Source organism: Granulicella aggregans (genome assembly GCF_014203275.1).
Classification (GTDB): Bacteria; Acidobacteriota; Terriglobia; order Terriglobales; family Acidobacteriaceae; genus Edaphobacter.
In genome coordinates this window covers 129482-155207 of record NZ_JACHIP010000006.1, presented here as the reverse complement: position 1 = coordinate 155207, position 25726 = coordinate 129482, and the positions used below count along the sequence as shown (strand labels likewise).

26 protein-coding genes are annotated in these 25726 nt (G+C 60.4%); 16 read left to right on the top strand and 10 right to left on the bottom strand.

The features are described from left to right. Window positions 1–45: 45 nt before the first annotated feature. From HDF16_RS20635 to HDF16_RS20625, 3 genes are all read right to left on the bottom strand, one after another. Window positions 46–1827 (bottom strand): chloride channel protein, encoded by a 1782-nt coding sequence (locus tag HDF16_RS20635; protein WP_184221142.1) that lies wholly within the window; start codon window positions 1825–1827, stop codon window positions 46–48. 10 nt (window positions 1828–1837) lie between these two features. Beyond that, window positions 1838–3025 carry a tetratricopeptide repeat protein gene (locus HDF16_RS20630; RefSeq protein WP_184221140.1) on the bottom strand — a complete coding sequence of 396 codons (1188 nt, stop codon included), beginning with the start codon at window positions 3023–3025 and terminating at the stop codon, window positions 1838–1840. A gap of 101 nt (window positions 3026–3126) precedes the next feature. Next, window positions 3127–4473, bottom strand: a complete 1347-nt coding sequence (locus tag HDF16_RS20625; protein WP_184221138.1) for an MFS transporter — start codon at window positions 4471–4473, stop codon at window positions 3127–3129. Between the two features lie 123 nt (window positions 4474–4596). Here HDF16_RS20625 and mce point away from each other — a divergent pair, with 123 nt between their 5' ends. The 7 genes from mce (at window position 4597) to hydA (ending at window position 10384) form a co-directional block, all read left to right on the top strand. Beyond that, the gene (gene mce, locus HDF16_RS20620) at window positions 4597–5076 is read left to right on the top strand and encodes a methylmalonyl-CoA epimerase (RefSeq protein ID WP_184221136.1); all 480 of its coding nucleotides are present in this window, start codon (window positions 4597–4599) and stop codon (window positions 5074–5076) included. Window position 5077: 1 nt separating this feature from the next. Then, window positions 5078–5746, top strand: coding sequence for a tRNA (adenosine(37)-N6)-threonylcarbamoyltransferase complex dimerization subunit type 1 TsaB (tsaB, locus tag HDF16_RS20615; RefSeq protein ID WP_184221134.1), 669 nt, complete (start codon window positions 5078–5080; stop codon window positions 5744–5746). An 8-nt stretch (window positions 5747–5754) separates the two neighbouring features. Beyond that, the gene (locus HDF16_RS20610) at window positions 5755–6279 is read left to right on the top strand and encodes a GNAT family N-acetyltransferase (RefSeq protein WP_184221132.1); all 525 of its coding nucleotides are present in this window, start codon (window positions 5755–5757) and stop codon (window positions 6277–6279) included. Window positions 6280–6300: 21 nt separating this feature from the next. Beyond that, window positions 6301–6960 (top strand): phosphatidylserine decarboxylase, encoded by a 660-nt coding sequence (locus HDF16_RS20605; protein WP_184221130.1) that lies wholly within the window; start codon window positions 6301–6303, stop codon window positions 6958–6960. A gap of 134 nt (window positions 6961–7094) precedes the next feature. Continuing rightward, window positions 7095–7889: a CDP-diacylglycerol--serine O-phosphatidyltransferase gene (gene pssA / locus HDF16_RS20600; RefSeq protein WP_184221456.1), complete on the top strand. Its 795-nt coding sequence runs from the start codon at window positions 7095–7097 to the stop codon at window positions 7887–7889. A gap of 49 nt (window positions 7890–7938) precedes the next feature. After that, window positions 7939–8964 (top strand): Asd/ArgC dimerization domain-containing protein, encoded by a 1026-nt coding sequence (locus HDF16_RS20595; protein ID WP_184221128.1) that lies wholly within the window; start codon window positions 7939–7941, stop codon window positions 8962–8964. A gap of 28 nt (window positions 8965–8992) precedes the next feature. After that, complete coding sequence (hydA, locus tag HDF16_RS20590) at window positions 8993–10384, top strand: dihydropyrimidinase (RefSeq protein WP_184221126.1); 1392 nt, start codon at window positions 8993–8995, stop codon at window positions 10382–10384. 83 nt (window positions 10385–10467) lie between these two features. Here hydA and HDF16_RS20585 read toward each other — a convergent pair whose 3' ends face one another. Beyond that, a complete protein-coding gene (locus HDF16_RS20585; protein ID WP_184221124.1) occupies window positions 10468–10893 on the bottom strand; it encodes a hypothetical protein in 426 nt (141 codons plus the stop codon). 283 nt (window positions 10894–11176) lie between these two features. Between HDF16_RS20585 and HDF16_RS20580 the strand changes: the two genes are divergently transcribed. The 4 genes from HDF16_RS20580 to HDF16_RS20565 all read left to right on the top strand — a co-directional run bounded on the left by HDF16_RS20580 (window position 11177) and on the right by HDF16_RS20565 (window position 16722). Beyond that, complete coding sequence (locus HDF16_RS20580) at window positions 11177–12796, top strand: winged helix-turn-helix domain-containing protein (RefSeq protein WP_348641374.1); 1620 nt, start codon at window positions 11177–11179, stop codon at window positions 12794–12796. A 212-nt stretch (window positions 12797–13008) separates the two neighbouring features. After that, complete coding sequence (locus HDF16_RS20575; protein WP_348641373.1) at window positions 13009–14583, top strand: DUF885 family protein; 1575 nt, start codon at window positions 13009–13011, stop codon at window positions 14581–14583. A gap of 137 nt (window positions 14584–14720) precedes the next feature. After that, window positions 14721–15269, top strand: coding sequence for a Uma2 family endonuclease (locus tag HDF16_RS20570; RefSeq protein WP_184221120.1), 549 nt, complete (start codon window positions 14721–14723; stop codon window positions 15267–15269). Window positions 15270–15345: 76 nt separating this feature from the next. After that, window positions 15346–16722 carry a hypothetical protein gene (locus tag HDF16_RS20565; RefSeq protein ID WP_184221118.1) on the top strand — a complete coding sequence of 459 codons (1377 nt, stop codon included), beginning with the start codon at window positions 15346–15348 and terminating at the stop codon, window positions 16720–16722. 104 nt (window positions 16723–16826) lie between these two features. Here HDF16_RS20565 and HDF16_RS20560 read toward each other — a convergent pair whose 3' ends face one another. Together HDF16_RS20560 and ychF are read right to left on the bottom strand one after the other, a co-directional pair. Next, window positions 16827–17234: an OsmC family protein gene (locus HDF16_RS20560; protein WP_184221116.1), complete on the bottom strand. Its 408-nt coding sequence runs from the start codon at window positions 17232–17234 to the stop codon at window positions 16827–16829. 35 nt (window positions 17235–17269) lie between these two features. Next, the gene (gene ychF / locus HDF16_RS20555) at window positions 17270–18367 is read right to left on the bottom strand and encodes a redox-regulated ATPase YchF (RefSeq protein WP_184221114.1); all 1098 of its coding nucleotides are present in this window, start codon (window positions 18365–18367) and stop codon (window positions 17270–17272) included. A gap of 99 nt (window positions 18368–18466) precedes the next feature. Here ychF and HDF16_RS20550 point away from each other — a divergent pair, with 99 nt between their 5' ends. The 5 genes from HDF16_RS20550 (at window position 18467) to HDF16_RS20530 (ending at window position 21951) form a co-directional block, all read left to right on the top strand. Further along, the gene (locus HDF16_RS20550) at window positions 18467–18718 is read left to right on the top strand and encodes a type II toxin-antitoxin system Phd/YefM family antitoxin (RefSeq protein ID WP_184221112.1); all 252 of its coding nucleotides are present in this window, start codon (window positions 18467–18469) and stop codon (window positions 18716–18718) included. After that, window positions 18715–19101: a type II toxin-antitoxin system VapC family toxin gene (locus HDF16_RS20545; RefSeq protein ID WP_184221110.1), complete on the top strand. Its 387-nt coding sequence runs from the start codon at window positions 18715–18717 to the stop codon at window positions 19099–19101. The genes HDF16_RS20550 and HDF16_RS20545 overlap by 4 nt, the downstream gene beginning before the upstream one ends. 287 nt (window positions 19102–19388) lie before the next feature. Beyond that, on the top strand, window positions 19389–20651 hold the full coding sequence (locus HDF16_RS20540) for a tagaturonate epimerase family protein (RefSeq protein WP_184221108.1): 1263 nt from the start codon (window positions 19389–19391) through the stop codon (window positions 20649–20651). 9 nt (window positions 20652–20660) lie between these two features. Beyond that, the gene (locus HDF16_RS20535) at window positions 20661–21158 is read left to right on the top strand and encodes a gluconokinase (protein WP_184221106.1); all 498 of its coding nucleotides are present in this window, start codon (window positions 20661–20663) and stop codon (window positions 21156–21158) included. A gap of 16 nt (window positions 21159–21174) precedes the next feature. Then, window positions 21175–21951, top strand: a complete 777-nt coding sequence (locus tag HDF16_RS20530) for an SDR family NAD(P)-dependent oxidoreductase (protein WP_184221104.1) — start codon at window positions 21175–21177, stop codon at window positions 21949–21951. A gap of 5 nt (window positions 21952–21956) precedes the next feature. Here the strand turns inward: HDF16_RS20530 and HDF16_RS20525 are convergent, their stop codons facing one another. The 4 genes from HDF16_RS20525 to larC form a co-directional block, all read right to left on the bottom strand. After that, window positions 21957–22211, bottom strand: a complete 255-nt coding sequence (locus tag HDF16_RS20525) for a hypothetical protein (RefSeq protein ID WP_184221102.1) — start codon at window positions 22209–22211, stop codon at window positions 21957–21959. Between the two features lie 185 nt (window positions 22212–22396). Then, complete coding sequence (locus tag HDF16_RS20520; RefSeq protein ID WP_184221100.1) at window positions 22397–23431, bottom strand: aldo/keto reductase; 1035 nt, start codon at window positions 23429–23431, stop codon at window positions 22397–22399. Between the two features lie 107 nt (window positions 23432–23538). After that, window positions 23539–24300, bottom strand: a complete 762-nt coding sequence (larB, locus tag HDF16_RS20515) for a nickel pincer cofactor biosynthesis protein LarB (RefSeq protein ID WP_184221098.1) — start codon at window positions 24298–24300, stop codon at window positions 23539–23541. Further along, window positions 24293–25708, bottom strand: a complete 1416-nt coding sequence (gene larC, locus HDF16_RS20510) for a nickel pincer cofactor biosynthesis protein LarC (protein ID WP_246409496.1) — start codon at window positions 25706–25708, stop codon at window positions 24293–24295. The genes larB and larC overlap by 8 nt, the downstream gene beginning before the upstream one ends. Window positions 25709–25726: the final 18 nt, after the last annotated feature.

The window sequence follows — 25726 nt, the reverse complement described above, 5'->3', positions numbered from 1 at the left end:
CGGCCAGATTCGTATCTGGCCGGGGCTTTTTGCATTCAGCGAACTCTAGTTTCCTTGATATCTCCGGATCACATCCGCCTGCGAAAGTACCCCTTCAAGCGCACCACGCATGGCCCGGTTCGAGATCGGAATCAACGGCCATCGGCGGAAGAAGGGAAGCGCAGTAGCCAGCGATTGATCCGGATACATAGTCGGAGTGCGCTCACCGCCAAGTCGCTCTTCCAGCGACTGCTTCGCGTCCGTCTCCTCGTTCATCGCCGAGAAGATCGTCTCCAACTCCTGCCGCGTAGCCGCATACCACGCCCCATCCTTGCACTGGATCAAAGCAGCCATTGCTCCTGGAGTCTTTTCAAACGCGTCGAGGACGGACTTTCGGGCGTCTCCCAAAATCTCGGACCCTTTGAAGACTGGAACGTTGATTGGACCCAAGGCGTCCTCAAAGTGAAGATCGTGTCTGTCCTCGCGCTCCTCTTCCATGGACGGCAGATAGAGCCCATCCTGATGGGTGAAGAGCTCGAAGATCGGCACCGGCTGAAGCGCCCGCGAGATCAGGTAGGCGATCGTATTCGCAAGAATCACCGGCAAGATGACGGAGTAATTCCCGCTCACCTCCAGCACCATGAAGACCGAGGTCAGTGGCACCCGCAGGAAGGCAGCAAAGAGGACGCCCATGCCCACCAGCGCATACGATCCCGTCGAACCCTGGAGGTAAGGGAAGTAGTGCTTCTCAAACGATCCGACAGCCGCTCCAAGCATCGCGCCGATGAAAAGCGTCGGAGCGAACATGCCGCCGGGTGTGCCGCTGGAGAAGGACAGCGTCGTCGCAATGATCTTGAAGATCGCCAGCAGAATCAGAATCTTGAAGGCGAACTGCGCGTGCATCGCCTGGTCGATGGCCTCATATCCCGCGCCCATGACCTGAGGCAGGCCGAAGTATCCGATGCCGCCCACCAGCAGACCCGCAACCGCAGGCTGGAAGATCGTCCATGAAGTCTGTGCGCGGAGTCTGGGCCGCAGGTAACCGAGCGCCTTCGCGAAGACCAGCGAAGCCACGCCCCCGACCAATCCCAGAACGGCGTAGGCCAGGAGTTCGCGCGAGTCCAACTCTGTCACGACGGGGATGCGGAACATCGGCTCCGATCCCCAGAAGGACCGCGCCACTACGACGCTGGCCACAGCGGAGAGAACGATCGAGCCGAGAACGCCGGCGCTCCACTGGCCGATGACCTCCTCAATGACGAACAGAATTGCCGAGATAGGAGCGTTGAAGGCCGCGGCCAGACCTGCTGCCGCGCCGACCGGAGCAAAGATGCGCAGCTTCTCCCGCGACAGCCCCATCTTGCGGCTGATCAGAGACGCCACGCCCGCGCCGATCTGCAGCGATGGGTCTTCAGGCCCGAGCGAATGTCCGCTCCCGATCGCCAGCGACGAGAGAAGAAACTTGCCGATCACGGTGCGGATCGAGATGTAGCCGTTCGAGATGTAGAGAGCGGCCTTGGTCTGGTTTACGCCGCTTCCGCGAACCTGCGGAAAGACGTATTTGGTCAGCAGAGCGATCGCAAGCCCAGCCGCAGCCGGCACGAAGATAAGACGGAGCCGGTGCGGCCCGGTCTCAGTTCCAAGTAGGAGCACCTGTAGCCAATCGATGGCCATCCGAAAGCTGACCACCAGCAGGCCGGAGATGATGCCGATGAAGATGGAGAGCAGAAGGAAGATCCGCTCTTCGCGGGCGGGCGAGATCTCGGCCGCCAGCTCAGCGGCGGTCTTGGTCGAGACCGTTCCGGGCTGCGGTGCGATCTGCTCTGTAGTTTGCGATGAAACCTGCATTGCTCTCCTGCTAGCGAGTTGGTTGGACGTTACGTTGAGCGAGGATGAGCAGAAGGCCGTCATCACCCTTCGGCGGACCGCAAGTCTGTGCGGTCAGAATCTCTGTGTCGCCGATGAGCGTGTTGAGATCAGCCTCGGTGGTTCTGTCGCTCAAAAGGGCGATGCGCGTCGTCTTCACGGCGCTGGTCCAGCGCGCAGCCAAGTTTTGCAAGGCGGCGGAAGGCAAGGACTTGGGTGTTGAACTTTGCTTGAGACAGGCATCGAAGCGCTGCTTCGCCAGTGCCCGATTATGGATCTCGCGAGCGACGCGGTCCGTGCGGGTTGTTGCAGCCGCCGGGGCCAGCGCAAGCAGCCGTTCGGAGTTCTTCTGGAGCGTGGCGGTGTCACCTTCAGGATCAGCAGCGGAGCCCGGATTCCCAGCGCTCTCGCGCAGCGCATGTTCCAGCCACTCCGCAGCGTGGGCGAAGTCTCCCTGGCGGTAGGCGATGCGGCCTGCCTTCTCGTAGGCGACGGGATCGCGCGGGCTGTCGATCATCGCTTTCTGGTAGAGCCGAAGAGCGTTCGCGCTGTCTCCAGCCTGGAGGAAGGCGTCGCCAATGGTCATGTCGAGCGCCGGGTCCGAACTCGATCGCGCGTTGCTGGCGGCGATGACCAGCTCGGACTGTGCTTCCTGCAAGTCTTTCTGCCCGATGAGGAAGTCGGCAAGTTCAAGCCGGACGCGGCGGCGGTGTACGTCGCCCTCGCCCTTCCAGTCGCCAAAGATGGAGGCGCGGTAGAAGTCGACAGCCTGCTGTTTCAGCTTGCGCTGGCGGGCGAGCCGCGCAAGCTGCAGGTTGATGAAGCCATCGCCTGGTTCGGCCTCGCGGAGATTCAGGAAGTAGTTGTTTGCCTCTTCGATTCGCCCGTCTTCACCAAGTGCCTGCGCGAGGAGGAGTTGGTAGTCGCGCTGATTGGGAGCATAAGAGAGCGCCTCTCGCAGGGAGGCGATGGCATCATGCGGGCGATGCTGCGCGAGCGCCTCTTTACCGGCGTCACTGGCTTCGACCGCAAGATCGGCCCGGTGCGAGGAGAAAGACCGGAAGAGGAAGAGCGTCACCGCGAAGAGCACACCGGTGACTGCGGTGAGGATAAGGAAGGCTGCGCCGTCGTGGATCATCAACTGCCGCCTGCCGGATTTGAGCGCTGCGTTTGTAGTCATCGACCTACCGTCTTTAAGTGTAGAGCTTGAAATGGCTGGCGCGGTTGTTCGCCGGGCCAGGGAAGCTCATAGGTCACCTCGGACGTCGGGTCGGGACCAAGCTAAATCGTTGCTGCGAAGGGCTGCTTCTTCTCGCCCAGGCGGGGAACCAACCACTGGAAGATGGCCAGAGACGTGACGTAGGCGAGGCCCGCCATCATGAAGATAAGCAGCGGGTGAAGGGCGAAGAAGCTCTTGACGATCCAGGTGAAGAGCGCCCCGCCCACTGCTCCAGCAGCTCCGCCAATGCCGATGACGCTGCTGACGGAGCTCGACGGAAACATATCGGAGACGGTGGAGTACATATTGCACGACCAGCCCTGGTGCGCTGCGGCGGCGAGCGAGAAGACTGCGATTGCGGGCCAGGCGTTGGTCGGGAACATGTGGCCTAGTTGCGGGATCAGAAGGACGGGAAGGACGCAGAGGGCGCATAGCAACAGCGCGAACTTACGGCCGTGGTTCACCGTGTGGCCACTCTTGATGCGTGCGCCGGAGAGCCATCCGCCGCCGATCGACCCCACGCTCGAGCAGGCGTAGACGACGATGATCGGCACCTTGGCGTGGGCGAGGTCGAGACCGTAGTTTTCATTCAGGAACTTCGGCAGATAGAAGAGATAGAACCACCAAACCGGGTCGGTGAAAGCCTTGCAGATGGAGAAGGCGTAGAGCCCGCGCTGCCCGAAGAGTTTGCCGTAGGGCGTCTTTACCTGTGTGGAAAGATCCAGATCCGGCTGGGTTTCCGTAGCGCCGCGCCGCAGCCGGTTGTAAGGGAAGATCAGCCAGATAACGAGCCAGATCAGGCCCATCGAGCCGGTGGTCAGAAATGCCGCGTGCCAGCCCCACTTTGCGGTGACGAAGGCCACCAGCGGCGGCGCGATGAAGAACGACGCGTTTGCGCCGGAGTTGAAGATGCCGGTGGCAAAGGCTCGTTCCTCGGAGGGGAACCACTCGGTGGTCGCCTTGATCGCGGCGGGGAAGTTGCCCGCCTCGCCGATTCCGAGCATGAAGCGCGCAATGCAGAATCCCGCGACGGAGAAGACAAAGGCGTGGCCCATCGAAGCGCAAGCCCACACGCCAATGGCCAGCGCGTAGCCCAGTTTTGTGCCGAGCCGGTCGACCATCCGGCCTGCGCAGAGCAGGCCGATGCCGTAGGCGATCTGGAAGCAGATGATGATGTTGCCGTAGTTGTTATTGAAGAGGGTCTGGTGGGCGGCGTCGCGGGCGAAGTCCCATCCCATGAAGGGAAGGCTGTGCAAGAGCGGCTCGACCAGCGAAAGCACCGAGCGGTCCATGTAGTTGATGGTGGTCGCGAGGAAGAGCAGGCCGCAGACTGCCCACTTGAGGTTTGGGCTGTTTCGGCTGGGCGAGTACGTCTCGGAAGCAGCGTGCGGCGTTATCTCGACCGGCATGTCCAATGGCCTCGGGTGTTGTGGAGAGACACTTTCTCTGTGCGAACAAGCATAGCCTTTGCCCTCACACGGGTGTCAAGGCGAGGGGTTCGGAAGTTCGGACGCGTTATCATCGCTCTCGTGATGGCAACTTCTTTCCAGGAAGCTCTGGTCCCCGAAGATCTTCCCCCCGGCCTGCTAGGCGGCGCGGACTTATCGCTTTGTCTGGATCACATCGGGATCGCGGTGCTCAGTATCGAAGTGGCGCGGAAGTTTTATGGGGTGCTGGGACTGCAAACAGGCGCGACCGAGGAGATCGCACACGAAGGCGTGCGGACGGCGATGCTTCAGCTGGGCTCCACCCGTCTCGAACTGCTTGAACCGCTGTCTCCGGAGACCATAGTCGGCCGGTTCCTGGAACGGCGTGGGGAAGGGATCCACCACATTGCGATCCGGGTAGAAGACGTCGACGCGAAGTTTGACGAGTGCAGGGCCGCAGGCATGAGGCTGGCGAGCGACTCGATCCGCATCGGTGCGGGTGGCCATCGCTACTTCTTCATCCATCCTTCAAGTGCGGCTGGCGTGCTGGTTGAAATCGTCGCCGATGCACGGGGTTGCGCATAGGATGAAGCTTCTTCTGATCAACACCTGTGGCGCGGAAGGCAGCTTTGCCCTCGCCGACACTGCCAACGCCGGCGAGATTCAGCTTGTCACCATGCCGGGAAGATCGGCCTCCGAGAGGCTGGTGGCAGAGCTACGCCTCGCCCTGGCAGCCGCAGAATGGAAGGTGGCCGAAGTAGAAGCCATCGCCGTGGTCACCGGCCCCGGCTCCTTCACCGGGGTTCGCGTGGGCCTCAGTGTCGCCAAGGGACTCAGCGAGGCCAGCGGAGCTGCCTTGATCGCGATCTCGCGGCTGGAGTTGCTCGCTTCCGTGGCGAGTCAAAGTATGGTCCCGAAGCCGAATGTAGTGTGTGCCTTGCTCGATGCCGGACGCGGCGAGTTCTACTGCGGACGATACCGTGATGGCGATCCGCTGGGCGAGAAGCTTCTTTCACTTGACGGCGCGCTTGTCGCCGCCGGCGAGTCGGACCTGATCGTCTTCTGCGAAGACGCCGTCGAGCGGGCGTTGGCGGGAATCCTGCCTGCAACGCGGATACCCGAACCGAACTCGGCCGACGCTTTGCAGATGGCGCTTCTCCACTTCCAACAAGGCGAGATCGCGGACTCGGCGACGCTTGACGCCAACTATCTCCGCCGCACCGACGCCGAGATCTTCTCATCACCACCCAGGTAAGGAGCAGGATGAAGCCTATCGGCGAAGTGAGCTTCAGGTTGGCGGGCGATGCGGACATTGAGGCCGTTGTTCTCCTTGATCGCGAGCTCGACACACTTCCGCACTGGCCGGTCGCCGAGTACCGTGCTGCGATCGCGGGTCCGGACTCGATTCCGCTCCGGCGTCTCTTCGTCGCTGACTCCGGCGGCGACATCGTCGGCTTCGCGGTTGGAAGAGTAGACCGCATCGCCGGGGATTGCTCGGGAGAGCTCGAATCCGTCGGCGTGGCGGCTTCAGCGCAGCGACGAGGGATCGGTCGGGAGCTCTGCCAGAGCGTCATCGGCTGGTGCAGGGTTCAGGGCGCATCGCATCTCGATCTCGAAGTGCGGAGCCAAAGCACAGGGGCTACCGCCCTCTACGGAGAACTCGGATTTGAAGTCGCCGGGAGGCGACGCGGCTACTACCACGCTCCGGCGGACGACGCCATCCTGATGCGTCTCGTCCTGAAACGGGAGTCCTCAGATCCTGCCACCCCGGCCCAGCCAGCACCCTAAGTGGATTTATAATCAGACCCTATGGTCAAGGACGGCTACTTCTACGCGCTGGGTTTCGGGGTCGTCGCTGCGATTCTCTGGCACTTCACCGGCTCCATCGCTCTCACTGCGATTCCGGTCATTCTCGTGCTCTTTTTCCTCTGGTTCTTCCGCGACCCCACCCGTGTCATCCCCCAGGGCGCTGACCTGATCGTCTCGCCGGGCGATGGCGTGGTCACGGAGTCCAACTGGGTCGAGACGAAGAGCGGGAGCCGCCTTCGCCTGAGCATCTTCCTCAGCGTCTTCGATGTGCATGTGAACCGGTCTCCGATCAGCGGCACAGTTACGGTATGCGAGTACCGCAAGGGTCAGTTCCTCAACGCGATGAACAAGGATTCCGCGATGCTGAACGAGCAGACGCTGATTGTCATCGACAACGGTGTGTATGAGGTCAGCTTCAAGCAGATCGCCGGGCTGCTTGCCCGCCGTATAGTCTGCAACCTGAAGGTGGGCGACAAGGTGGAGCGCGGAGAGCGCATGGGGTTGATCAAGTTTGGCTCCCGCGTCGATGTTCTGATGCCTGCCGACGTCGATCTTCGCGTCAGCAAGGGTGACCGCGTGGTTGGCGGATTGACCGTGCTCGCAGTTCTTCCCGCAGATGCAGAGGCCTACGGAACCGTGGCCCAGGCAGTGGGAGCTTAATGCCAGACGATCTCGTCTCACCCGGAACTGAGCCGTTACCCGAGGTGCCGCTGGAGCCGACTCCGGCGTTCTTCGTGGCTACGACTTCGGCTCCGGATCCAGCGGTGAAGCCAGTCCGCAAGCCGCGCCGCGGCATGTACGTTCTGCCGTCGCTCTTTACCGCGGGCAACATTGCCGCCGGGTACTACGCGATTACGCAGAGCGTGCAGGGCAGCGTCGCCGACCCGAACTATTTCGACCGCGCTGCGCTGGCGATCGGATTTGCTGTGCTCTTCGATGGCCTGGACGGCCGCATCGCGCGGATGACGAATACGACGAGCGAGTTTGGCAAGGAACTGGACTCGCTGGCCGACGTGATCACCTTCGGCGTCGCTCCCAGCCTGCTCGCTTACATCTGGGGCTTCAGGATGTTGCCGCTGCTGGCTTACCCCATGCTGCGGGAGCGCATCCTTCACGTCGGCGTCTTCGTCTGTTTCCTGTTCCTCATTTGCGGGGCAAGCCGGCTTGCGCGCTTCAACGTGAGCGTCAACCCTCAGCCACGGAATCCCGGACGTCCGGGACGCAAGTACTTTGTCGGGATGCCGATTCCGGCTGGCGCAGGCGTGCTGGCGGCCGTAGTTCACTTCTTTCGCGGCTCGCCCATCGTCGACGCGCGCATGTCGATTCTTTGGCTCGGATTGATCGCAGGCACGGGATTCCTCATGGTCAGCAGTTGGCGGTTCTGGAGCGGCAAGGAGATTAATCTCGGCGCCAGCCATCCAGTGCGTCAGTTGCTCATTCTGGCTATCGTGGTGGCCGTGCTGGTGATGGAGTCGGAGTGGGCCCTGCTGATCATCGCGTTGGGATATTTAGTATCGGGCGTGTTGGCGCGTCTCGCTTATTCATGGAGCAGGGAACGCCGCCGGTCGGCACAGGGTGGCAGCGCTTAGAGTAGGCTGTTGGTGCCGCGATCTGGAACGCGCAGGAAGCAGGTAGGAGATGAGCAACAAAATCTATCGCATCGCGATTGTAGGAGCCGCGTCTTTGGCCGGCAAGGAGCTGGGCGACGCGCTGAGTGACTCGACCTTCGCGGCTTCCAGCTTCACGCTGCTTGATGAAGATGGTGCCACGGGGAAGCTTGCTTCTGCAGGAGACGAGATCTCGTTCATCCAGCCGATCGACGGGAACTCTTTCGATGCCATGGACTTCGTCTTTTTCGCTGGGGAGGCCGAGGTTGCCACGAAGTATTGGCAGACCGCACGCAAGGCCGGTGCTGGAACCGTCGATATGACCTTCGCGCTTGAAGAGGAACCGGGCGTCTTCGTGCGCTCGCCATGGGTCTCTGCCTCGCGCGAGCTTGATCTCGAGACATCGGTCGTAGTGGCCGCTCATCCGGCAGCGGTCATCCTGGGGCTCGTTACCGCGCGTGCGTCGGCGAAGTTCAAGGTGACTGGACTCTCCGCAACCGTGCTTGAGCCAGCGTCCCAGTACGGTCGCGTCGCGATGGACGAGTTGCACCAACAGACCGTGAGCCTGCTCTCCTTCCAGAAGCTGCCGCGCGATGTCTATGACGCGCAGGTGGCCTTCAACCTCCTGAAGACGATGGGCGAAGAAGCAAAGGTGAAGCTTGCCGGGACCGAATCGCGCATCCAGTCCCACTTCCACGCGCTGCTTGGGGATGCCCCACCGCTTGCGTTGCAGTTGATTCATGCGCCGGTCTTTCACGGCTATGTCATCTCCATCTTTATCGAGCTTGCCGAGCCAACGACGCTTGAGGCCTTCGAGCTCAGCCTGGTTGGAGAGCACATCGATCTGCTCTCGAAGGACTCCGAGCCGCCAAGCAATCTCAGCGCGACGGGACAGGAAGAGGTCATGGTGACGGTCGAAGCGGCCGACGCAAGCCAGGCGGAGAACACTCGCTTCAAGCTGCTGGTGGCAGCGGACAATCTCAAACTGGCCGCGCTCCACGCCATCGCCTGTGCCCGCGAACTGGCGCAGTTGCGGCCGCTGGGCAAAGTACAGTAGAACGATCGTTTGCTGGGGGGAAGATCCAATGTGTCTGCTGATTCGCAACGGCGAGATTGTAACCAGCAAAGATCGTTATTTTGCCGACATCTATATTGAGGACGAGACGATCTCGGCGATCGGCAAGCACATCGAAGTGCTTCCGGGAACCAAGGTCATCGATGCTACCGGCAAGTACATCTTCCCCGGCTTCATCGATCCCCACGTTCACATCCACCTCCCCTTCATGGGCACCTTCGCCAAGGACGACTACAAGACGGCCAGCACGGCTGCGCTCGTTGGTGGCACGACGACGTTGATCGAGATGTGCTGTCCGTCGCGCGGCGAAGATGCGATGGAGGGCTACAACACCTGGAAGCAGAAGGCTGCTGGCCTCAGCGCCTGCGACTACGCCTTTCACATGGCGGTGACGCGCTTCGACGAGAAGACCGAAGCTCAGCTTCGCGAGATCGTTGCCGATGGCACGACCTCGTTCAAGATCTTTCTCTCGTACAAGAACTTCTTTGGCGTCGACGATGGCGAGATGTACCAGACACTGAAGCTGGCTCGCGAATTGGGCGTCATCGTCACCGCGCACTGCGAGAACGCCGAGTTGGTGAGCCGCTTGCAGCAGGAGCTGATCGCTGCCGGGAAGACCGGGCCGGAGTGGCATGAGCCCAGCCGTCCGGAGACGGTCGAAGCAGAGGGAACGACTCGCTTCGCAACCTTCCTCGAGACCACCGGAGCCACCGGCTACGTTGTGCATCTCTCTTGCGCGCCTGCGTTGAAGGCAGCGCTCGATGCGAAGGCGCGCGGCGTAAAGATCTCCGTCGAATCCGTGCTGCCGCACTTCCTTCTCGATAAGACCTACGCCGGACGCGAGGGCGTTGAGGGACTGAAGTACGTGATGTCGCCGCCGCTGCGTGACAAGCGCAACCAGGCGACTCTGTGGGAGGCGCTCGAAGACGGCGGCATTGACACGGTGGGCACCGATCACTGCCCGTTCGATCTCGAACAGAAGCTGCTGGGGAAAGATAATTTCACGCTTATCCCCAACGGTATCCCTGGCCTCGAAGATCGTGTGAACCTGATGTACACGTATGGTGTCAGTCGCGGAAGCTTGAGCTTGAACCGCTTCGTCGATGCGCTGAGCACGAAGGCGGCAAAGCTCTTCGGACTCTATCCGCGTAAAGGGGAGATCGCGGTGGGCAGCGACGCTGACCTTGTGATCTACGATCCTGCCTATCGCGGCAATATCTCCGTAAAAACGCAGCATATGAACTGCGACTACAGCGGCTTCGAAGGCGTCGAGATCGATGGCCGGCCGGACGTGGTCACAGTGCGCGGCAAGGTGCAGGTAAGAGACGGCGCGTTCGTTGGGGAATATGGCCGTGGGGAACTTCTGCGCAGAAAGCCACACGTAGAGAGTTCCACCCGCTAGGACATCGAGTCCTTAAAGCGACTGCGGGCCGCATCGATAAATGCGGCCCGCAGTCTGTTTGGGGGAGGGCTCCAACATCGTGGCTACTTCGTAGCGATCTCGAAGGTGCGGTCCGGCAAGTTTGCCTGACCGATCTCCCGGTTTGGCTTGGGGTGCGATAGCAGTTCGCTATGCAGGTTGCTTCCGTTGGTCCATACCTGCGCCAGGTAGGTCTGACCAGAGTGCTGATGGAAGGTTAGACGAGCGGTCCCACGGTTGGCGGTGCCGTCGTCATAGCGGGTGATGACGACCGAGGTCTTTCCGTTGCTCGCGTTGGTGAGCCTGAGGTAGTGCTCCGAGGCGCGGAGGGAGTACGTGCCGGCCGGAAACGCGGTGTTGTTCGCGGTGAAGGAAAACGGAACCGTAACCGTCATCAAGGACTCTGATTCGGCGAATGCCGTTGGAGTGCCTGCGACGGCTACGGTGGCGAGTGAGAGGCCCAAGGCGAAAGTGGGGAGTAGACGTGTCATGGTAGATCTCCTTTATGAATGACGCGACCACCCTGTGGGCAACCGCTGTCGATGTGTTGTACTCTGCGCGCTTCCGGGCATCGGCGCCATGCTCTCGCGGTGATTCCGAGGTGAAATCGAGATCATCTCGCGGGCGTATGATTACATTGGATTTAGGCGGAAAGATACGCTCCCGATTGCCGCAGCACTACCATTACGGACGTGCTGCGCAGGCACTTGAAGCGCTTTCGCGCGTTGATCGTCCGAAGTATGCTGATCGAAACGGAGCTAGGGGCTTAAAATCGTGCCACAGGTGGCAAACGGGATACAGAACTGGCGATTTGGTGTCTACCAGGTCGACCTGCAGAATGCAGAGTTGCGGCGAAACGGCACCCCGCTGAAGATTCGCGAGCAGTGCTTCCGCATCCTCGTCTATCTGCTGGAGCACGCGGGCGAGCTGGTGACCCGCGATGAGCTCCGCCGTCAGCTATGGCCGGCGGACACCTTCGTCGACTTCGAGCACAGTATGAACGCCGCGATGATGAAGCTGCGCGAGACGCTCGGCGATTCCGCTGACTCCCCGATGTACATCGAAACGATTCCCAAGCGCGGATATCGCTTCATCGCTCCCGTCTCCCATCCTGCGGCGTCTGTTCCGTCGATGCCTGAAAGCCAAGCTCCTTTAGAAGACAGTTCCGCGAACGGCGCGGCCCCGCCGAGCGTGACCATGCAGGAAGCTGCGATGCAGGAGTGCCTCTGGATCGCGGTACGGCCCTTCAAGTGGAGTGGCACCGATCCGAGCCTGGCTGGCTATGCCGATGGCGCAACCGAAGACATTCTCACCGGCCTATCCCGGTTCTCGTATCTTCGCGTCGTGGCTGCGTCATCACACACCGGACATGGAAAGCCAGCGGACGGAGAGCATCCGGGGCCGCGGTACTACCTCGAAGGAAGCCTTCGGCAGGCTGGACCAAGGGTCCGCCTCTCGGCACAGTTAGTCGACCGCGAGACCGGCGCACATCTCTGGGCGGAGACTTACGACCGTGACTTCACCCCGCAGGCGGAGTTCGATCTGCTCGACGACATCGTTCCGCAGATCGTCTCCACGATCGCGGACTCCTATGGCGTGCTGCCGCGCAGCATGGGAGAGACGCTTCGGAACGCCGATGCCGCATCTTTGACTCCTTACGGAGCTGTGCTTCGCTGCTTTGCGTACTTCCACCGCCTCAGTGCGGAAGAGCATCTGCCCGTACGCACTGCACTCGAACGCGCGGTGGAGCAGTCACCCGCATATGCGGATGCCTGGGCGATGCTCTCACTCATCTACAAAGAGGAGTTCACGCACGGCTTCAACCTGGGCCCTGATCCTTTGGATCGCGCTCTGGCAGCCGCTCGGCGGGCTGTCGAACTTGCCCCTTCGAATCACCTCGCGCACCATGCTCTCGCCGCAGCGGAGTTCTTCCGCAAGGAGTTTCAGCGCTTCCGCCTATCCGCCGCGCGAGCGCTGGAGTTGAACCCGATGGATGGATTCACGCTCGCATACCTTGGCTTACTGATGGCCTACTCCGGCGACTGGAAACGCGGCGGTGTGCTGTGTGCAAGCGCCCGTCGTTTGAACCCGCATCATCCCGGCTGGTACTGGTTTGTGCCCGGCGTGGATGCCTATCGGAACGGTGAATATCGCGCTGCGCTTGAGTTCGCCGACCGCACCAACATGCCTGAACACTGGCGCACCAATCTTCTTATCGCTGCCTCGCGGGGGCGGTTAGGCGATAAAGCAGCGGCGCGCAAGGCCCTCGCCCTGATGCTCGAACAGCGTCCGGACTTTGCAAAGTCCCCGGATGAAGAGCTGTCCATCTGGTGGCAGCGGGAGTTGGCCGAGCAGTTTATGGCGGGCCTGGAGAAGGCTGGGTTCGAGCAGTAGATCGATCACTCGTCGACGAAAGAATCTCGCAAGAGAGCCGTAGTCTGCAAGAATAGCGTCATCACCCTTTCGCCTATCTTTGCATTCCACGGAGAACGCTCGTGCCTCTTTCACGCCGCTCTGTAGTCCTTCTTGCCCTCGTTTCTCTCTCGTTAATCTCGTTAGCGCCTCTTGCCAAAGCAGACGCGCCGCGAGCCGGATATGCTGAGCTGGTGAAGTTGTTCGAGGGCTGGCGCTCGTTCGAGCGGCCCGTGATGAACGGCGTGCTTCCGGACTACAGCGCAAGCGCGATGGCAGCGAAGGCGAAGGCGTTGCCGGAGTGGCAGAAGCGGCTTGCGGCGATCGACGTGACCGGCTGGCCCATCGAGAAGGTCAACGATTACAAGCTCGTCAAAGCAGAGATGAACGGCTTCGACTTCAACCTGCGCGTGCTCCGCCCCTGGGCGCTCGATCCCGCGTTCTACGTGAGTGTGTGGGCCGTGCGCAGCGATTGCCCTCTGCGCGAAGGTCCGCTCGCGTATGACGCGATCGACCTCTACACCTATAAGTTCCCGCTGTCACCAGCAGACCAGAAGACGCTGGCTGGACGCATCGGGGCGGTGCCTGCGCTGCTCGCCGAAGCTAAGACAAATCTGAAAGACAGCAACGCCCGCGACCTCTGGGTGTGGGGCGAACAGGAGCTTCGCGACCAGTCGGCGACGCTCACATCGCTTGAAGCGGGAACGTTGACGGTGACTACGCTAGAGGGCAGTCAACATGCCGACTTGAACGGCACCACGCCCGAACTGCAAGCAGCAGTCGTCAGTGCGCACAAGGCGACGGATGACTTCATCGCGTGGCTGGAGAAGTTGGCCCCGCAGAAGACCGGCCCATCCGGCGTAGGCAAGGAGAACTACAACTGGTACGAGAAGAACGTCCACCTCATCCCCTTCCCCTGGGAAGACCAGGTCGTCCTTCTGCATCGCGAACTTGAGCGATCCCAGGCCGCGCTTCGCCTCGAAGAACTGAACAACCAGAACCTGCCGCCGCTCGAACCGGTCACCGACGCGGCCAGCTACGACAAGATGAGTCGAGACCGGATGGACAAGTTCGTTAAGTTCATCACCACGAAGCCCATCATTCCGGACAAGCCATACATCCGCGGCGCGCTTGAACCGCAGATGGGCCACTACGTCCCCGAAGACAAGCGCATCTTCTTCACCCGCGTCACGCATCGCGAGCCGATGCTGCTGATGTCTCACGAGTATCACTGGATCGATCTTGCCCGCATGCGCGACGAGCCCAACCCCAGCCCCATCCGTCGCCTCGCTCCGCTCTCAAATATCTGGGATACGCGCGCCGAAGGTTTCGCCACGGCCTTCGAAGAGATCGTGATGCACGCCGGCCTCTATGACGACAACCCGCGCGCCAAGGAGCTCGTCTGGATGATGCTGGCGAACCGCGCCGCCCGCGGCCTTGCATCGCTCTACGTTCAATCGAACGACTTCACGCTGGAGCAGGCAGGCCAGTTCCACTCAGCGTGGACACCGAGGGGATGGGCGGTCGCGGGCGACTCACTGACGACCTTCGAGCAGCTTCTCTATCTTCGCCAGCCCGGATATGGTGCGAGCTACGTGACCGGGAAGATCCTCTTCGACCGCCTCATGACGGAGTACTCCCGCCAGCAGGAGATCGCCGGCAAGCCTTTCGTCATGCGCGACTTCATGGACCGCTTCAACAATGACGGCATGATTCCGGTGCCGCTGATGGAAGACGAGATGATCGTAAAAGAAGCGCGGGAACCATAGAGGAACTTGCAACGCTCCGTGTTCCGTTCATCGCAGCCTTATCGCGATGAGTGGGATGCCCCCGCGCCCCGAAACTGCGATACTATCCGTGAACGCGGCATGAACCCAGAATCTGCGTGCCAAGGTAGGCGACTTCTATGGCGGCTTCTACGCTGGTTCCGTTGCAGGTGTATCTCGAACCTGACTATCGGCCCGATTGTGACTGGATCGACGGTGAGGTGAAGGAGCGCAACTCCGGTGAAGGACAACACTCGAACATACAGGTCTTCTTCATCGGCCTCTTTCTGCAACATAAGCGCGAGTGGGGCATTCGCGTCTGGCCGGAGCAGCGCGTTCAGGTTGCCGCGAACCGGTTTCGCGTCCCTGACGTGACTTTGACACGCGCGATTGATCCGTTCGAGGCGATCATCACCGTAGCTCCGCTGCTGTGTATCGAGGTCATGTCGAGCGAGCAGCGGATGAGCGAGATCGAAGAGCGGGCGAAGGACTACCTTGCGATGGGAGTGCCGATGGTGTGGATCGTCGATCCCCTTCGCCGCACCGCCTTCGTCTCGGACGCGAACGGGCATCGGCAGGTGCCGGAGGAGCTTGCGGTTCCCGGGACGGAGATCCGGGTGACGCTTCAAGAGGTATTCGCGGAGTTGGATGAGCTGGAAGGTGGTCGCGGCGCATCAAGCGATCAATAGCATCTATCGCACGCAGGGTAGATGTAGCATTGAATGCTACTTGGAAATCAAGTCCATTGGTCTGAGGTGATGCTCCATGGAGTCCATCCTTTACTCGCAGGCTTCGATAGAAGAGCGAAGGCCAGGCAAGGTTAGCGTTCGTGGCTGGCTGGCGATGGCAACTGGGCTGAACCTGGCGTTTGTGGTATGTATGCTGATTTGCAAACCGCCGTGGCCTCACGCACTTGCGTGGTCGGAAAGGTTTCAGACGGCGGCGATCTATATCGTGCTTGCATGTCTGGCGGGTGCGTTCGGACACTGGGTGGCGATGCCACGCAGGGCCTCGGGTGAGTTGGGAGTGCTGTTACGGGGAGCGCTGCGGGGCTGGGTATTTTTGCCTGCGATCGCGCTGCTGATTCATCGGCAGTCGCTGCTGGCGCAGGCGATTGCGAGCGTGGCAGCGGTGCTGATGGCCGCGTATATGTTCCCGTTTACGAAAGAAGGCGCAACTGCGATTGACGTTGAGGGATATCTCGGCAGCGAGATCTTCGCGACAGAAGTACAGATTGGAGCTTCGTCGTGGGTTCCGTTTGGGATTGCGGTGTTGTGGGGCGCAACGGTAGCGATGGCAGCAGCTGACCGCATGATGGTCGCCACGCTGTGTCTGGCAACGGCGGTGTATCTGCTCGCGTTACAGGTTGCAAGCGCGTTGAAGCGGGTGCAGCCATCGGCGAACACGCGAGGGCGTGAAGACCGTATCTACATCCTCATTACTGCGGCATTTCTTTGCGTCCTGTTCGGTCTGTCAAATCCGGCGGTGCTGCAATCATCGCTGTTTACGGGACAGTGGGGATTGACGGCTCGCAAGATGCCGACGATCAAGGCAAAGGGTGATGCGTCATCGGGGTTTCACACGATTGTGCTTTGGCCTCTAGAAAAAGAGAAGAAGACGGTCCTGAGACTTCCAGTGAAGAGCGATGTGCCTGCTCCAGGCGCAGCTGAACCGCTGGTGATTCCGTTTTATGGGCCTTACTGGTACTTCAAGTTTGAGGGTGAGACGCCGGGGAAGGACTCACAGGCGACGAAGGGCGATCCATTGAAGGTAAACGTGCACTCAACCGACAGGCTCCCGTTGTTGATGGAGGCGCATCAACGGCTGGCCGGGCCGATTGAGATGGCTTCATGTGGCGAGATGCAGGTGGTGATCACCAACGATGTGGCGCAGGGAGCACTTGGTGTGGGACTAACCCTTACGGACTCCAGTTCGAAGAAGAAGGTAGGCCTGAACCTGGGAATCAAGCGCGCCCAGAATCATGAAACTGGGCGGACGGAAGAGACGATTACGTTCCTGATACCAAAGAGGAGTGCTCTACAGCGATTTGATGAAATCACGGTAACGTTTGTTCCGGACCCGAGATATGCCACGTCAGGAAGGAAAGTGGCGGTGGAGAAGTTCGTTGTGGTTCCGCGATGAATCTGCGAGGGGAGAATGATCCCGCGAAGTGCAAACCCCGCATATTGAACTTTCAGCATGGGAGTTTGGTACCTATAAGTCCACGCTGAAGCGATCCGGCTGATCTATCCCCAGACAAATTCGATAGGCGCTTTGACGTCCGGGTGAAGGCTCTTGTGGACAGGGCAGGTATGGGCCGCTCGCTCAAACTTGGCCTGATTCTCAGGGCTAAGATCATGCGGAACGTGAACGCGGACAGTAAGGCTTGCGATCATTCTCGGCGGCGTCGAAGTCATCTCCTTTTCGACCGTCGCCGTGGAGCCGCTGATGTCAACCTCAAGCGTGCGCGCAAGTATGCCCATCACGCTGAGAATGCAACTGCCGAGCGCAGTCGCGATCAGATCCGTGGGAGAGAAGCTTTCGCCACGGCCCTGGTTATCTTTAGGGGCGTCGGTGGTGAGTTCTGTCTGGGAGGGACCGTGCACTGCCTTGCAGTGCAGGTCTCCCTGGTATTCAACTTGAATTGCAACCATCGTGTTCCTTTTCCGCCCAGCGGAAGGTTGAAGAACTACACGTTGAACTTGAAGAAGAGGATATCGCCGTCCTTCACGATGTACTCCTTACCTTCCGACCGCAGCAGGCCCTTTTCTTTCACCGCCTGCTCGCTGCCATAGAGGAAGAGATCGTCGGAAGCGTAGCAGTCTGCCTTGATGAATCCCTTCTCAAAGTCCGAGTGGATCACCCCGGCCGCTCCGGGAGCCTTGGTGCCGCGCTTGATCGTCCACGCGCGAACCTCCTGCACGCCTGCGGTGAAGTACGTGATGAGGTCCAGCAGCCGATACGCGGAGTGGATAAGGCGGTTGAGGCCGGGCTCCTTAAGGCCCATGTCGGCGAGAAACTCGTCGCGTTCCGACGGCTCGAGCAATGCGATCTCGCTCTCAAGCGCCCCGCAGATGCTGACCACCTGTGCGCCTTCTTCCTTGGCACGGTCCTCGACGAGCTTCGTGTAGGCGTTGCCGTCGGTGAGGCCGGCTTCGTCGACATTCGCGACGTAGAGTTGCGGCTTCATCGTGATCAGGAAGAGGTCGCGCGCGATGAGACGCTCCTCGTCGGTGAGGTCGGCGGTGCGTGCGGGTTTGCCGGCGTTGAGGACGGCGAGGAGCTTCTGCAGCGTCGCGTGCTCGGCCTTGATCTTCTGGTCGGCGGTGGCCTTGGCGGAACGCTCCACCTTGGTGAAACGCTTCTCGACCGTGTCGAGGTCGGCCAGCAACAGCTCGGTGTTGATGATGTCGATGTCGTGCAGCGGGTTCACGCCGCCGGCGACGTGGATCACCTCCGCGTCGTCGAAGCAGCGGACGACGTGGCAGACTGCATCGGTCGCGCGAATGTGTCCTAAGAACTGGTTGCCGAGCCCTTCGCCCTTCGACGCGCCCTCGACTAGGCCAGCGATGTCGATGAACTCCATCGTGGTGGGAACGAGGCTGTCGGGCTTGATCAGCGCGGAGATCTTCGCCAGCCGCTCATCGGGCACGGTGACGACGCCGGTGTTGGGGTCGATCGTGCAGAACGGGTAGTTCGCGGCCTGGGCCTTGGCCGATGTGAGTGCGTTAAAGATGGTGCTCTTGCCGACGTTCGGCAGACCTACAATTCCACAGTTCAGAGGCATTTTTTTGCTCGATTCCTTTGAGTTCTATTTGAACATGGAGAACGCACAGGATCATGTTCTCAAGTGGACTAAGTCTATGGACTAAGCTAAGATCGAAAGATGGAAACCGTGAACATGCACGAGGCCAAGACGCACCTTTCCAAGCTGGTGGAGAAGGCGGTGAAGGGCGAGCCGTTCATCATCGCGCGCGCGGGAAAGCCGCTGGTGAAGGTAACGGCAATCGAGGAAGATCCGAAGGCAAGGGCGATGAAGCGGATTGGATTTCTCGATGGTCAATGCAAGGTGCCGGACGACTTCGACACGATGGGCCAGGCAGAGATTGAAGAGATGTTCTATGGGAAGCAGGATTGAAGCTCCTCCTGGACACGCACCTTTTAATCTGGGCTGCGTCCGGCTCCGGCCTCTTGCCGAAGTCTGCGAGTGAATTGATCACGGACCCTGCAAACGAGGTGATCTTCAGCTCGATCAGTATCTGGGAGGTTGCGATCAAGCGCGGGCTCGAGCGGCCGGACTTTGATGTCGAGCCAAGGGTGTTACGGCGCGGACTCCTGGATTATGGGTATGGCGAGCTGGCGTTTACGAGCGATCACGCATTTGCTGTCAGTTCCTTGCCGCTTCTACATAAGGACCCGTTCGATCGGGCGCTCATGGCTCAGGCGATGAGTGAGGGACTCGTTCTTCTGACATCCGACAAGGTACTGGAAGCCTATTCGGGGATCGTGCGAAAGGTATAACCGGTTTGATCTCGGATCAAACCGGCACTACACCGCCACCCAGCGCTTCTCCAGCGCCGGGAGCGTCGCCCTGCCGGCGGCACTACCGGCGGTGGAGAGCATATCTACCCGCGTAGCCCAGCGTCTCAAACAACTGGTGGAGCTCCGGATGAAAGATGTTCGGCAAGATGTCATGAGGCTACGGCATGTCTCCTTGGCTCGAGACGAAGCGGCGGGGAACCGTGTATGCTGATCGACGTGGAAGTGGTACGACCAATTACCAGCTTCCGCAGAGGGAACGTTTACCCATGTCTAAAGCTCTAGAGCTACCCCGCTTCTCTATCGGCGTTGGCGACCGTTTCGCCCACCAGGCAAAGGCGCAACTTACCGCCTGCATCTTCGCGGCGAGAGCCGGTGTGGAAGTAGTCCCCGTCTGGAACAAGTCCAACCGTGAGCACACGATTATCGGCTCCGAGCCAGTGCAGACGCGCGCCGCAGCCGATGCCGCCGTCGCGGCGCTGGGCTGGACGAAGCCCTACTTCCTCGATGCGGATCACATCAATCTGACGACCGTGCCGCGCTTCCTCGCGCCCAGCGACTTCTTCACCATCGACGTCGCCGACCTGATCGGCCAGCCTGCGAAGGAGGCAGACGTCGCTGCTTTCCTCGCGCGCCACCCGGAACTGATCGGCGAGGTCATCATCCCCGGAATCGCCGAGCCCTTCCACACGGACGCGGCCTTTGTCTCCCGCGTGGCCAATAAGTTCCTCGCCGCGGTCCAACATGCAGGGGTGATCTATCGCATGCTTCTGGAGAACAAAGGCATCGGATGCTTCGTTCCAGAGATCTCCATGGACGAGACGGATTCGCCGCAGACGCCGGTTGAACTGCTCATCATCCTGGCCGCTATCGCCGATGAGAAGATCGCCATCCAGACGATCGCACCGAAGTTCACCGGCCGCTTCAACAAGGGTGTCGACTATGTCGGCGATGTCGCGCAGTTCGCGAAGGAGTTCGAAGAGGACCTCGCCGCCATCGCCTTCGCCATCAAGACCTACGGCCTGCCCGCGAACCTAAAGCTCAGCGTCCACTCGGGTTCGGACAAGTTTTCCATCTACAAGTCGATCCATGCTGCTGTGACCAAGACTGGCGCTGGCGTCCACCTGAAGACCGCAGGAACCACGTGGCTCGAGGAGCTGATCGGTCTCGCGGAGTCGGGCGGCGACGGACTTGCGCTGGCGATTGAGGTGTATGCGGAAGCCTATGCGCACAGCGCCGAACTCTGCGCCCCTTACGCCACTGTCATCGATATCGATCCCGCTGCGTTGCCTCTTCCCGCCGAGGTCGAGACCTGGACCAGCGAGCAGTTCACCTCTGCGCTACGTCATGACCAGTCCAACCCGGCTTACAATCAGAGCTTCCGTCAACTACTTCACGTGGGCTTCAAAGTTGCCGCGAAGATGGGCGACCGGTACCTGAAGGCGCTTGAGGCGAACGAGGAGATCGTCGCGAAGAACGTCACCGCGAACCTCTTCGAGCGTCACATCAAGCCGGTCTTCCTTGGTCAATAAGGATTTAAGATGATCGTCGTTGTCATGGGAGTGAGTGGTTCCGGCAAGTCCACCATCGGCAAGCTTCTCGCGGAGCGTGCCGACGCAATTTTTGCCGATGCCGATGACTACCATCCCGCCGCCAATAAGGCGAAGATGGCCGCCGGCCATCCGCTCGACGACGCCGACCGCCAGCCGTGGCTGGAGACGTTGAACGCTCTGCTCCGCGAGTGGCACGGGGGAGGCACTAACGGTGTGCTTGCGTGCTCAGCGTTGAAGGATACCTATCGGCACACTCTCGCGGCAGGCATGCCGGATGGCGCGGTGACCTTCTGCCTGCTCGATCTCCCCCGCGAACTGCTCCAGCAACGACTTGCCGCTCGACATCACGAGTTCATGACGCCAGCTCTCCTCGACAGCCAGCTTGCCACGCTTGAAGCGCCCTCAGACGCTCTTGTCGTGAAGAACGATCGCGAGCCCGAGGCAGTAGTTACAGAGATCCTCCAACGAATTCAGTCAGCCAATTAGAAAGGCAAGTCTGCACATGGGAAGTACCTTGTTCGATCTTAAGGGGAAGTCAGCAGTCGTCATCGGAGGTACGTCAGGGATAGGCCTCGCCATGGCAGTCGGCCTTGCGGAAGCCGGCGCAGACGTCGCAGCCACCTCGCGGCGGCAGGAGCAGGTGGATGAGGCAGCGGACGCCATCGAGGCTCATGGAGTCAAGTCGCTTCGTATTGCTTCCGACGTCGGTGATCGCGGTTCGTTGGAACGTCTGCTCGTGGCTTCGCTCGATGGCTTTGGCAAGGTCGACATCCTCATAAACTGCGCCGGTAAGATCAAGCGCGCTCCGACGGTAGACTTCCCGGAAGAGCAATGGAACGACATCATGGACACGAACGTGACCGGCACGCTGCGCGCCTGCCAGATCTTCGGCCGTCACATGCTCGGGCGCGGCTATGGGCGGATCATCAACATCGCGTCTCTGAACACCTTTGTCAGCTTGAAGGAGGTCACCGCCTATGCGGCTTCGAAGGCGGCCGTCGGGGCGCTGACGAAATCGCTAGCAGTCGAATGGAGCGCTCAGGGAGTGACCGTCAACGCCATCGCTCCGGGCGTCTTTCGCACTGCGCTTAATGCGGAATTGCTGGACAAGAGCGAACGGGGACGAGAACTGAAGATGCGCACACCAATGGGGCGCTTCGGAAAAACCGAGGAGCTTGTGGGCTCGGCGATCTTCCTGGCCAGTGATGCCTCAGCCTTTATTACAGGCGAGATACTGGTGGTCGATGGCGGATTCCTGGCCAGCGGTGTCAATCAATAGAGGATCTACGGAGTGCGAAGGTGATGTACCGGCACGCTGCCGGAACTCTCTTCGGTATGTTTCTTCTTCTTCCGAAGAACGATCTCCACGTTGGGCGGAATGATTGTTAGTAGAAGTAGCAGAATGATCGCGATCTCAGGAATGTGGAGTTCCTGAAAGCTGTAAAGGAAATAAGTCGCCGTTACGGCGGCTGTAAGGGAGCAAGCGATCACGACAGTTGCAAGGGTCTTGGCCCACGGACGCCGATCAAAGGGAAGCATAGGATCACTCTTCTCTGAGCGATTGATTCTTTAGATCGGTAGCTGCGCCGGTCGAGTTACAGCGACGGGCGCATGGCTCCATCGCTCAGAGCACGACATTAGGCGCAGCCAGTTTGAATTGTCAAGAAAAACTGCACCACGGGTGGAGGGCCCTCCGACAGGAATGGGAAGCGACACCCCGGCAGCTATGCCAGCGTCGAATTCCCAAGCCACTTCGGATTGTTCGCGGTCCCGTCGAAGTGCGGTGTCGTCTTGAAGAGTTCGTACTTGCCGGTCATCGCAGCGTCCTTTGTTCTTTCGAGCATAGCTGCAATCTCGGTCTGCGACAGTGGCTTGAAGGTCTTTGCCGCCTGCAAAGCCTGGGTCAGGATCTCCGGCTTATCGATTCCCGTGATCACCACGGATACGGGCTGCGTTAGGCTGTAGTGCAGCGCCGGAATGGCTTCGACCGTCTTGCTGCTCAGGATGAAGTTGTCGCCAAAGGTCTTCATCGCGAGCACGCCGATGCCCTTCTTCTGCGCGACCGGTAGCACTTCCTTCTCGAATGATCGGAAGTGCGCGTCCATCACGTTGATGGGCATCTGCACGGTGTCGAAGTGGAAGTTGTGCTGGTCCGCCATCTCCAGCATCCGCAGGTGAATCTGCGGGTCTTTATGCCCGGTGAAGCCTATGTACCGGATCTTTCCCGCCTGCCGGGCGGCGACTGCTGCTTCGAGCGCCCCGCCGGGAGCGAAGATACGATCTGGATCTTCAAACCGAATGATCTCGTGGAACTGAACCAGGTCGATCATGTCCGTCCGCAGCCGGCTTAGCGACTCGTCGAGCTGCTTGTTGTACTCCGCCTTCGTACGGCCATCCATCTTCGTCATCAGGAAGACCTTGTCGCGGTACCCATCGCGGAGGGCGTTGCCCATGCGGACCTCACTGGTGCCGTCGTTGTAGTCCCAGCAGTTGTCGAGGAAGGTGATGCCGCTGTCGACTGCTTTGCGGATGAGCGAGATACTCTCTGCGGGATCCGGCTGTTTGCCGATATGAAATCCGCCCAACCCGATGGCCGAGACCATCTCGCCTGTCGTTCCAAGCTGGCGGTAGATCATGTCCGGCGACTGTGGTCGAGTCGTGGCGGACTTCGGCGACTGCGCGTTTGCGGGCGCGGTTCCGTTGGCAGCGGCAGCAAGGCTCGCGGCGGTTGCGGACTTCAGGAAATCACGGCGTTCCATGCGGTTTCTCCTTCGCTTCAGTGAACGTTTTCACGCCGTTTGATGCGGATCATTGCTCGCAGATGGGTCTGAAAAAGCAGAATTTCGCGGACGGAAGGATAGAAGTGCTATCGCCGCTTTGCACGAGCAATCAGGGTTGCGGTGTAGGCCGCGCCGAACCCGTTGTCGATATTCACCACAGAAACATTTGGTGAGCAGGAGTTCAACATCCCCAACAAAGCCGTCACGCCGCCGAAGCTCGCCCCGTATCCGACCGACGTAGGGACCGCGATCACCGGCACGCCAACCAGCCCGCCAACCACCGATGGCAAGGCTCCCTCCATCCCGGCGCAGACGATCACCGCATCCGCCTGCACCAGTTGCTCACGGACGGCAAGCAGCCGATGAACACCGGCCACGCCGACGTCGTAGAGCCTCAGAACTCTCACTCCGAAGTGCTCTGCGGTTACTGCAGCTTCTTCGGCTATGGGGAGATCGCTCGTCCCGGCGCATAGAACCGCGATGCACGGCCACTCATCCTCGTTCAGGGGCAGCGCCTGGCGAAGCGCTACGATCCGAGCGATCTCATAGTGGACAGTTCCCGGAACCGCCAGTTGGATAGCGGTCACTGCTTCTGTGGAGACGCGAGTCGCCAGGACGTCGCTGCCGGCTTCCGCCATCCGAGAAAAGATATCGGCGACCTGCCCGGGAGTCTTTCCTTCGGCGTAGATCACCTCCGGCAGGCCTATCCGCAGACTTCGATGATGGTCGATGCGCGCGTGTCCGATGTCCTCGAACGGTAGATTGGTCAGCCTCTCCGCTCCGGCTGCGGGAGTGATCTCACCCCGTTCGACCGATGCCAACAAGGCGAGCAGTGCGGACTTATCCATTTTTTCCCTGCAGGTTCATCTGAGACACATACGCTGAGATGGCTGCCTGCTGCACCTGCTTTACCGGCACGCTGTGCTCGGCCGCGGCAGCGCGGCAGTCCTCGAACTCCGGATTGGCGTTTAATTGTTCGCCTGCGAGGCTGCCTATCTTCATCTTCACCGGGCCGTATGCTGTCTCAACCGTGCTGAAAGACCGGTCGAGGCAGGAGCGCTTGTCTTCGCGGATGCGAATCCCCAGCGTGGTCGTCTCCGTCAGGAGCAGCCGTTCCAGTTCCGCGCGATCTCCGGGATTGCATAAAACGGTCAGCAAGGTTCCGGGACGTCCCTTTTTCATGATTACCGGAGTGAGCATGACGTCGAGCGCGCCTCGGTGCAGTGCCATCTCCGCAACATGCGCCAGCACCTGCGGCGACAGGTCGTCGAGCGCCGTCTCGAGCACGGTCACCGTCTGAGAGTCATGATGATTTCGATGGCTCGATTGCGCCGCCGCAGAGGTCTCCCCGACCGAGAGGCGGAGGACATTCGGGAACGCCTTAGGATCGCGCGATCCCGCGCCATACCCGATCTTGTGGACCGTCATCGCCGGCTGCGGGCCGAAGGTCAGTCCCTTCTCTTCGATCAGAACGCGCAGGAGCGCCGCTCCGGTGGGTGTCACTAGCTCCATCTGTACATGGGCTGAGTAAGTTGGAACTCCGCGCAGGAGATCGGCAGTCGCAGGCGCGGGAACGGGGAAGCGTCCGTGCGCGCAGTCCACCATGCCGCCGCCGACATTCACCGGCGATGCCATCCATCGGTCGGCGCCAAGCGCATGAATTCCGGCCGATGCGGCAACGATGTCCACGATCGCGTCGACGGCCCCTACTTCGTGGAAGTGAATCTGTTCGACGGGAACATTGTGGATTCTTGCTTCGGATTCGCCAAGCAGTTCAAAGGCGCGAACCGCCGTGCAGATGACAGGAGCAGGCAGCTTCGACTCCCGGATGAGCTTGCGGATCGTCGTAAGAGAACGCCCATGCTCATGAGCATGAGGGTGCGGCTCGCTGTCCTCGCCATGCGCGTGGTCATGACCGTGGGGCGTATCGTGAGTATGTGGCACGCCAGTCTTGTGCTGATGCTGGGTCTCGGGATGACGGGAGTAGACCGGATTGACGGCGACCTGATCTTGAAAGCTGTCCGGCGACGAGGGCACCGCCTCGGCTAGACGCCCGCCCTCAAACACATCGACCTTGACGCTCGATATTCCACTTCGGTCAACCGTCCTGATCTGCAAGGAGGCTCCGAGCTGAAGAGCAGTCACGGCATCTTCGAGCCTCTTGCGATCCACACCAGCGCCGATTAGCGCGCCAAGAAACATGTCGCCCGAGAGCCCGGCGAAGCAGTCCAGGTAAGCAATCTTAGTCATCGTCATCCGACATCCATTTTCGCC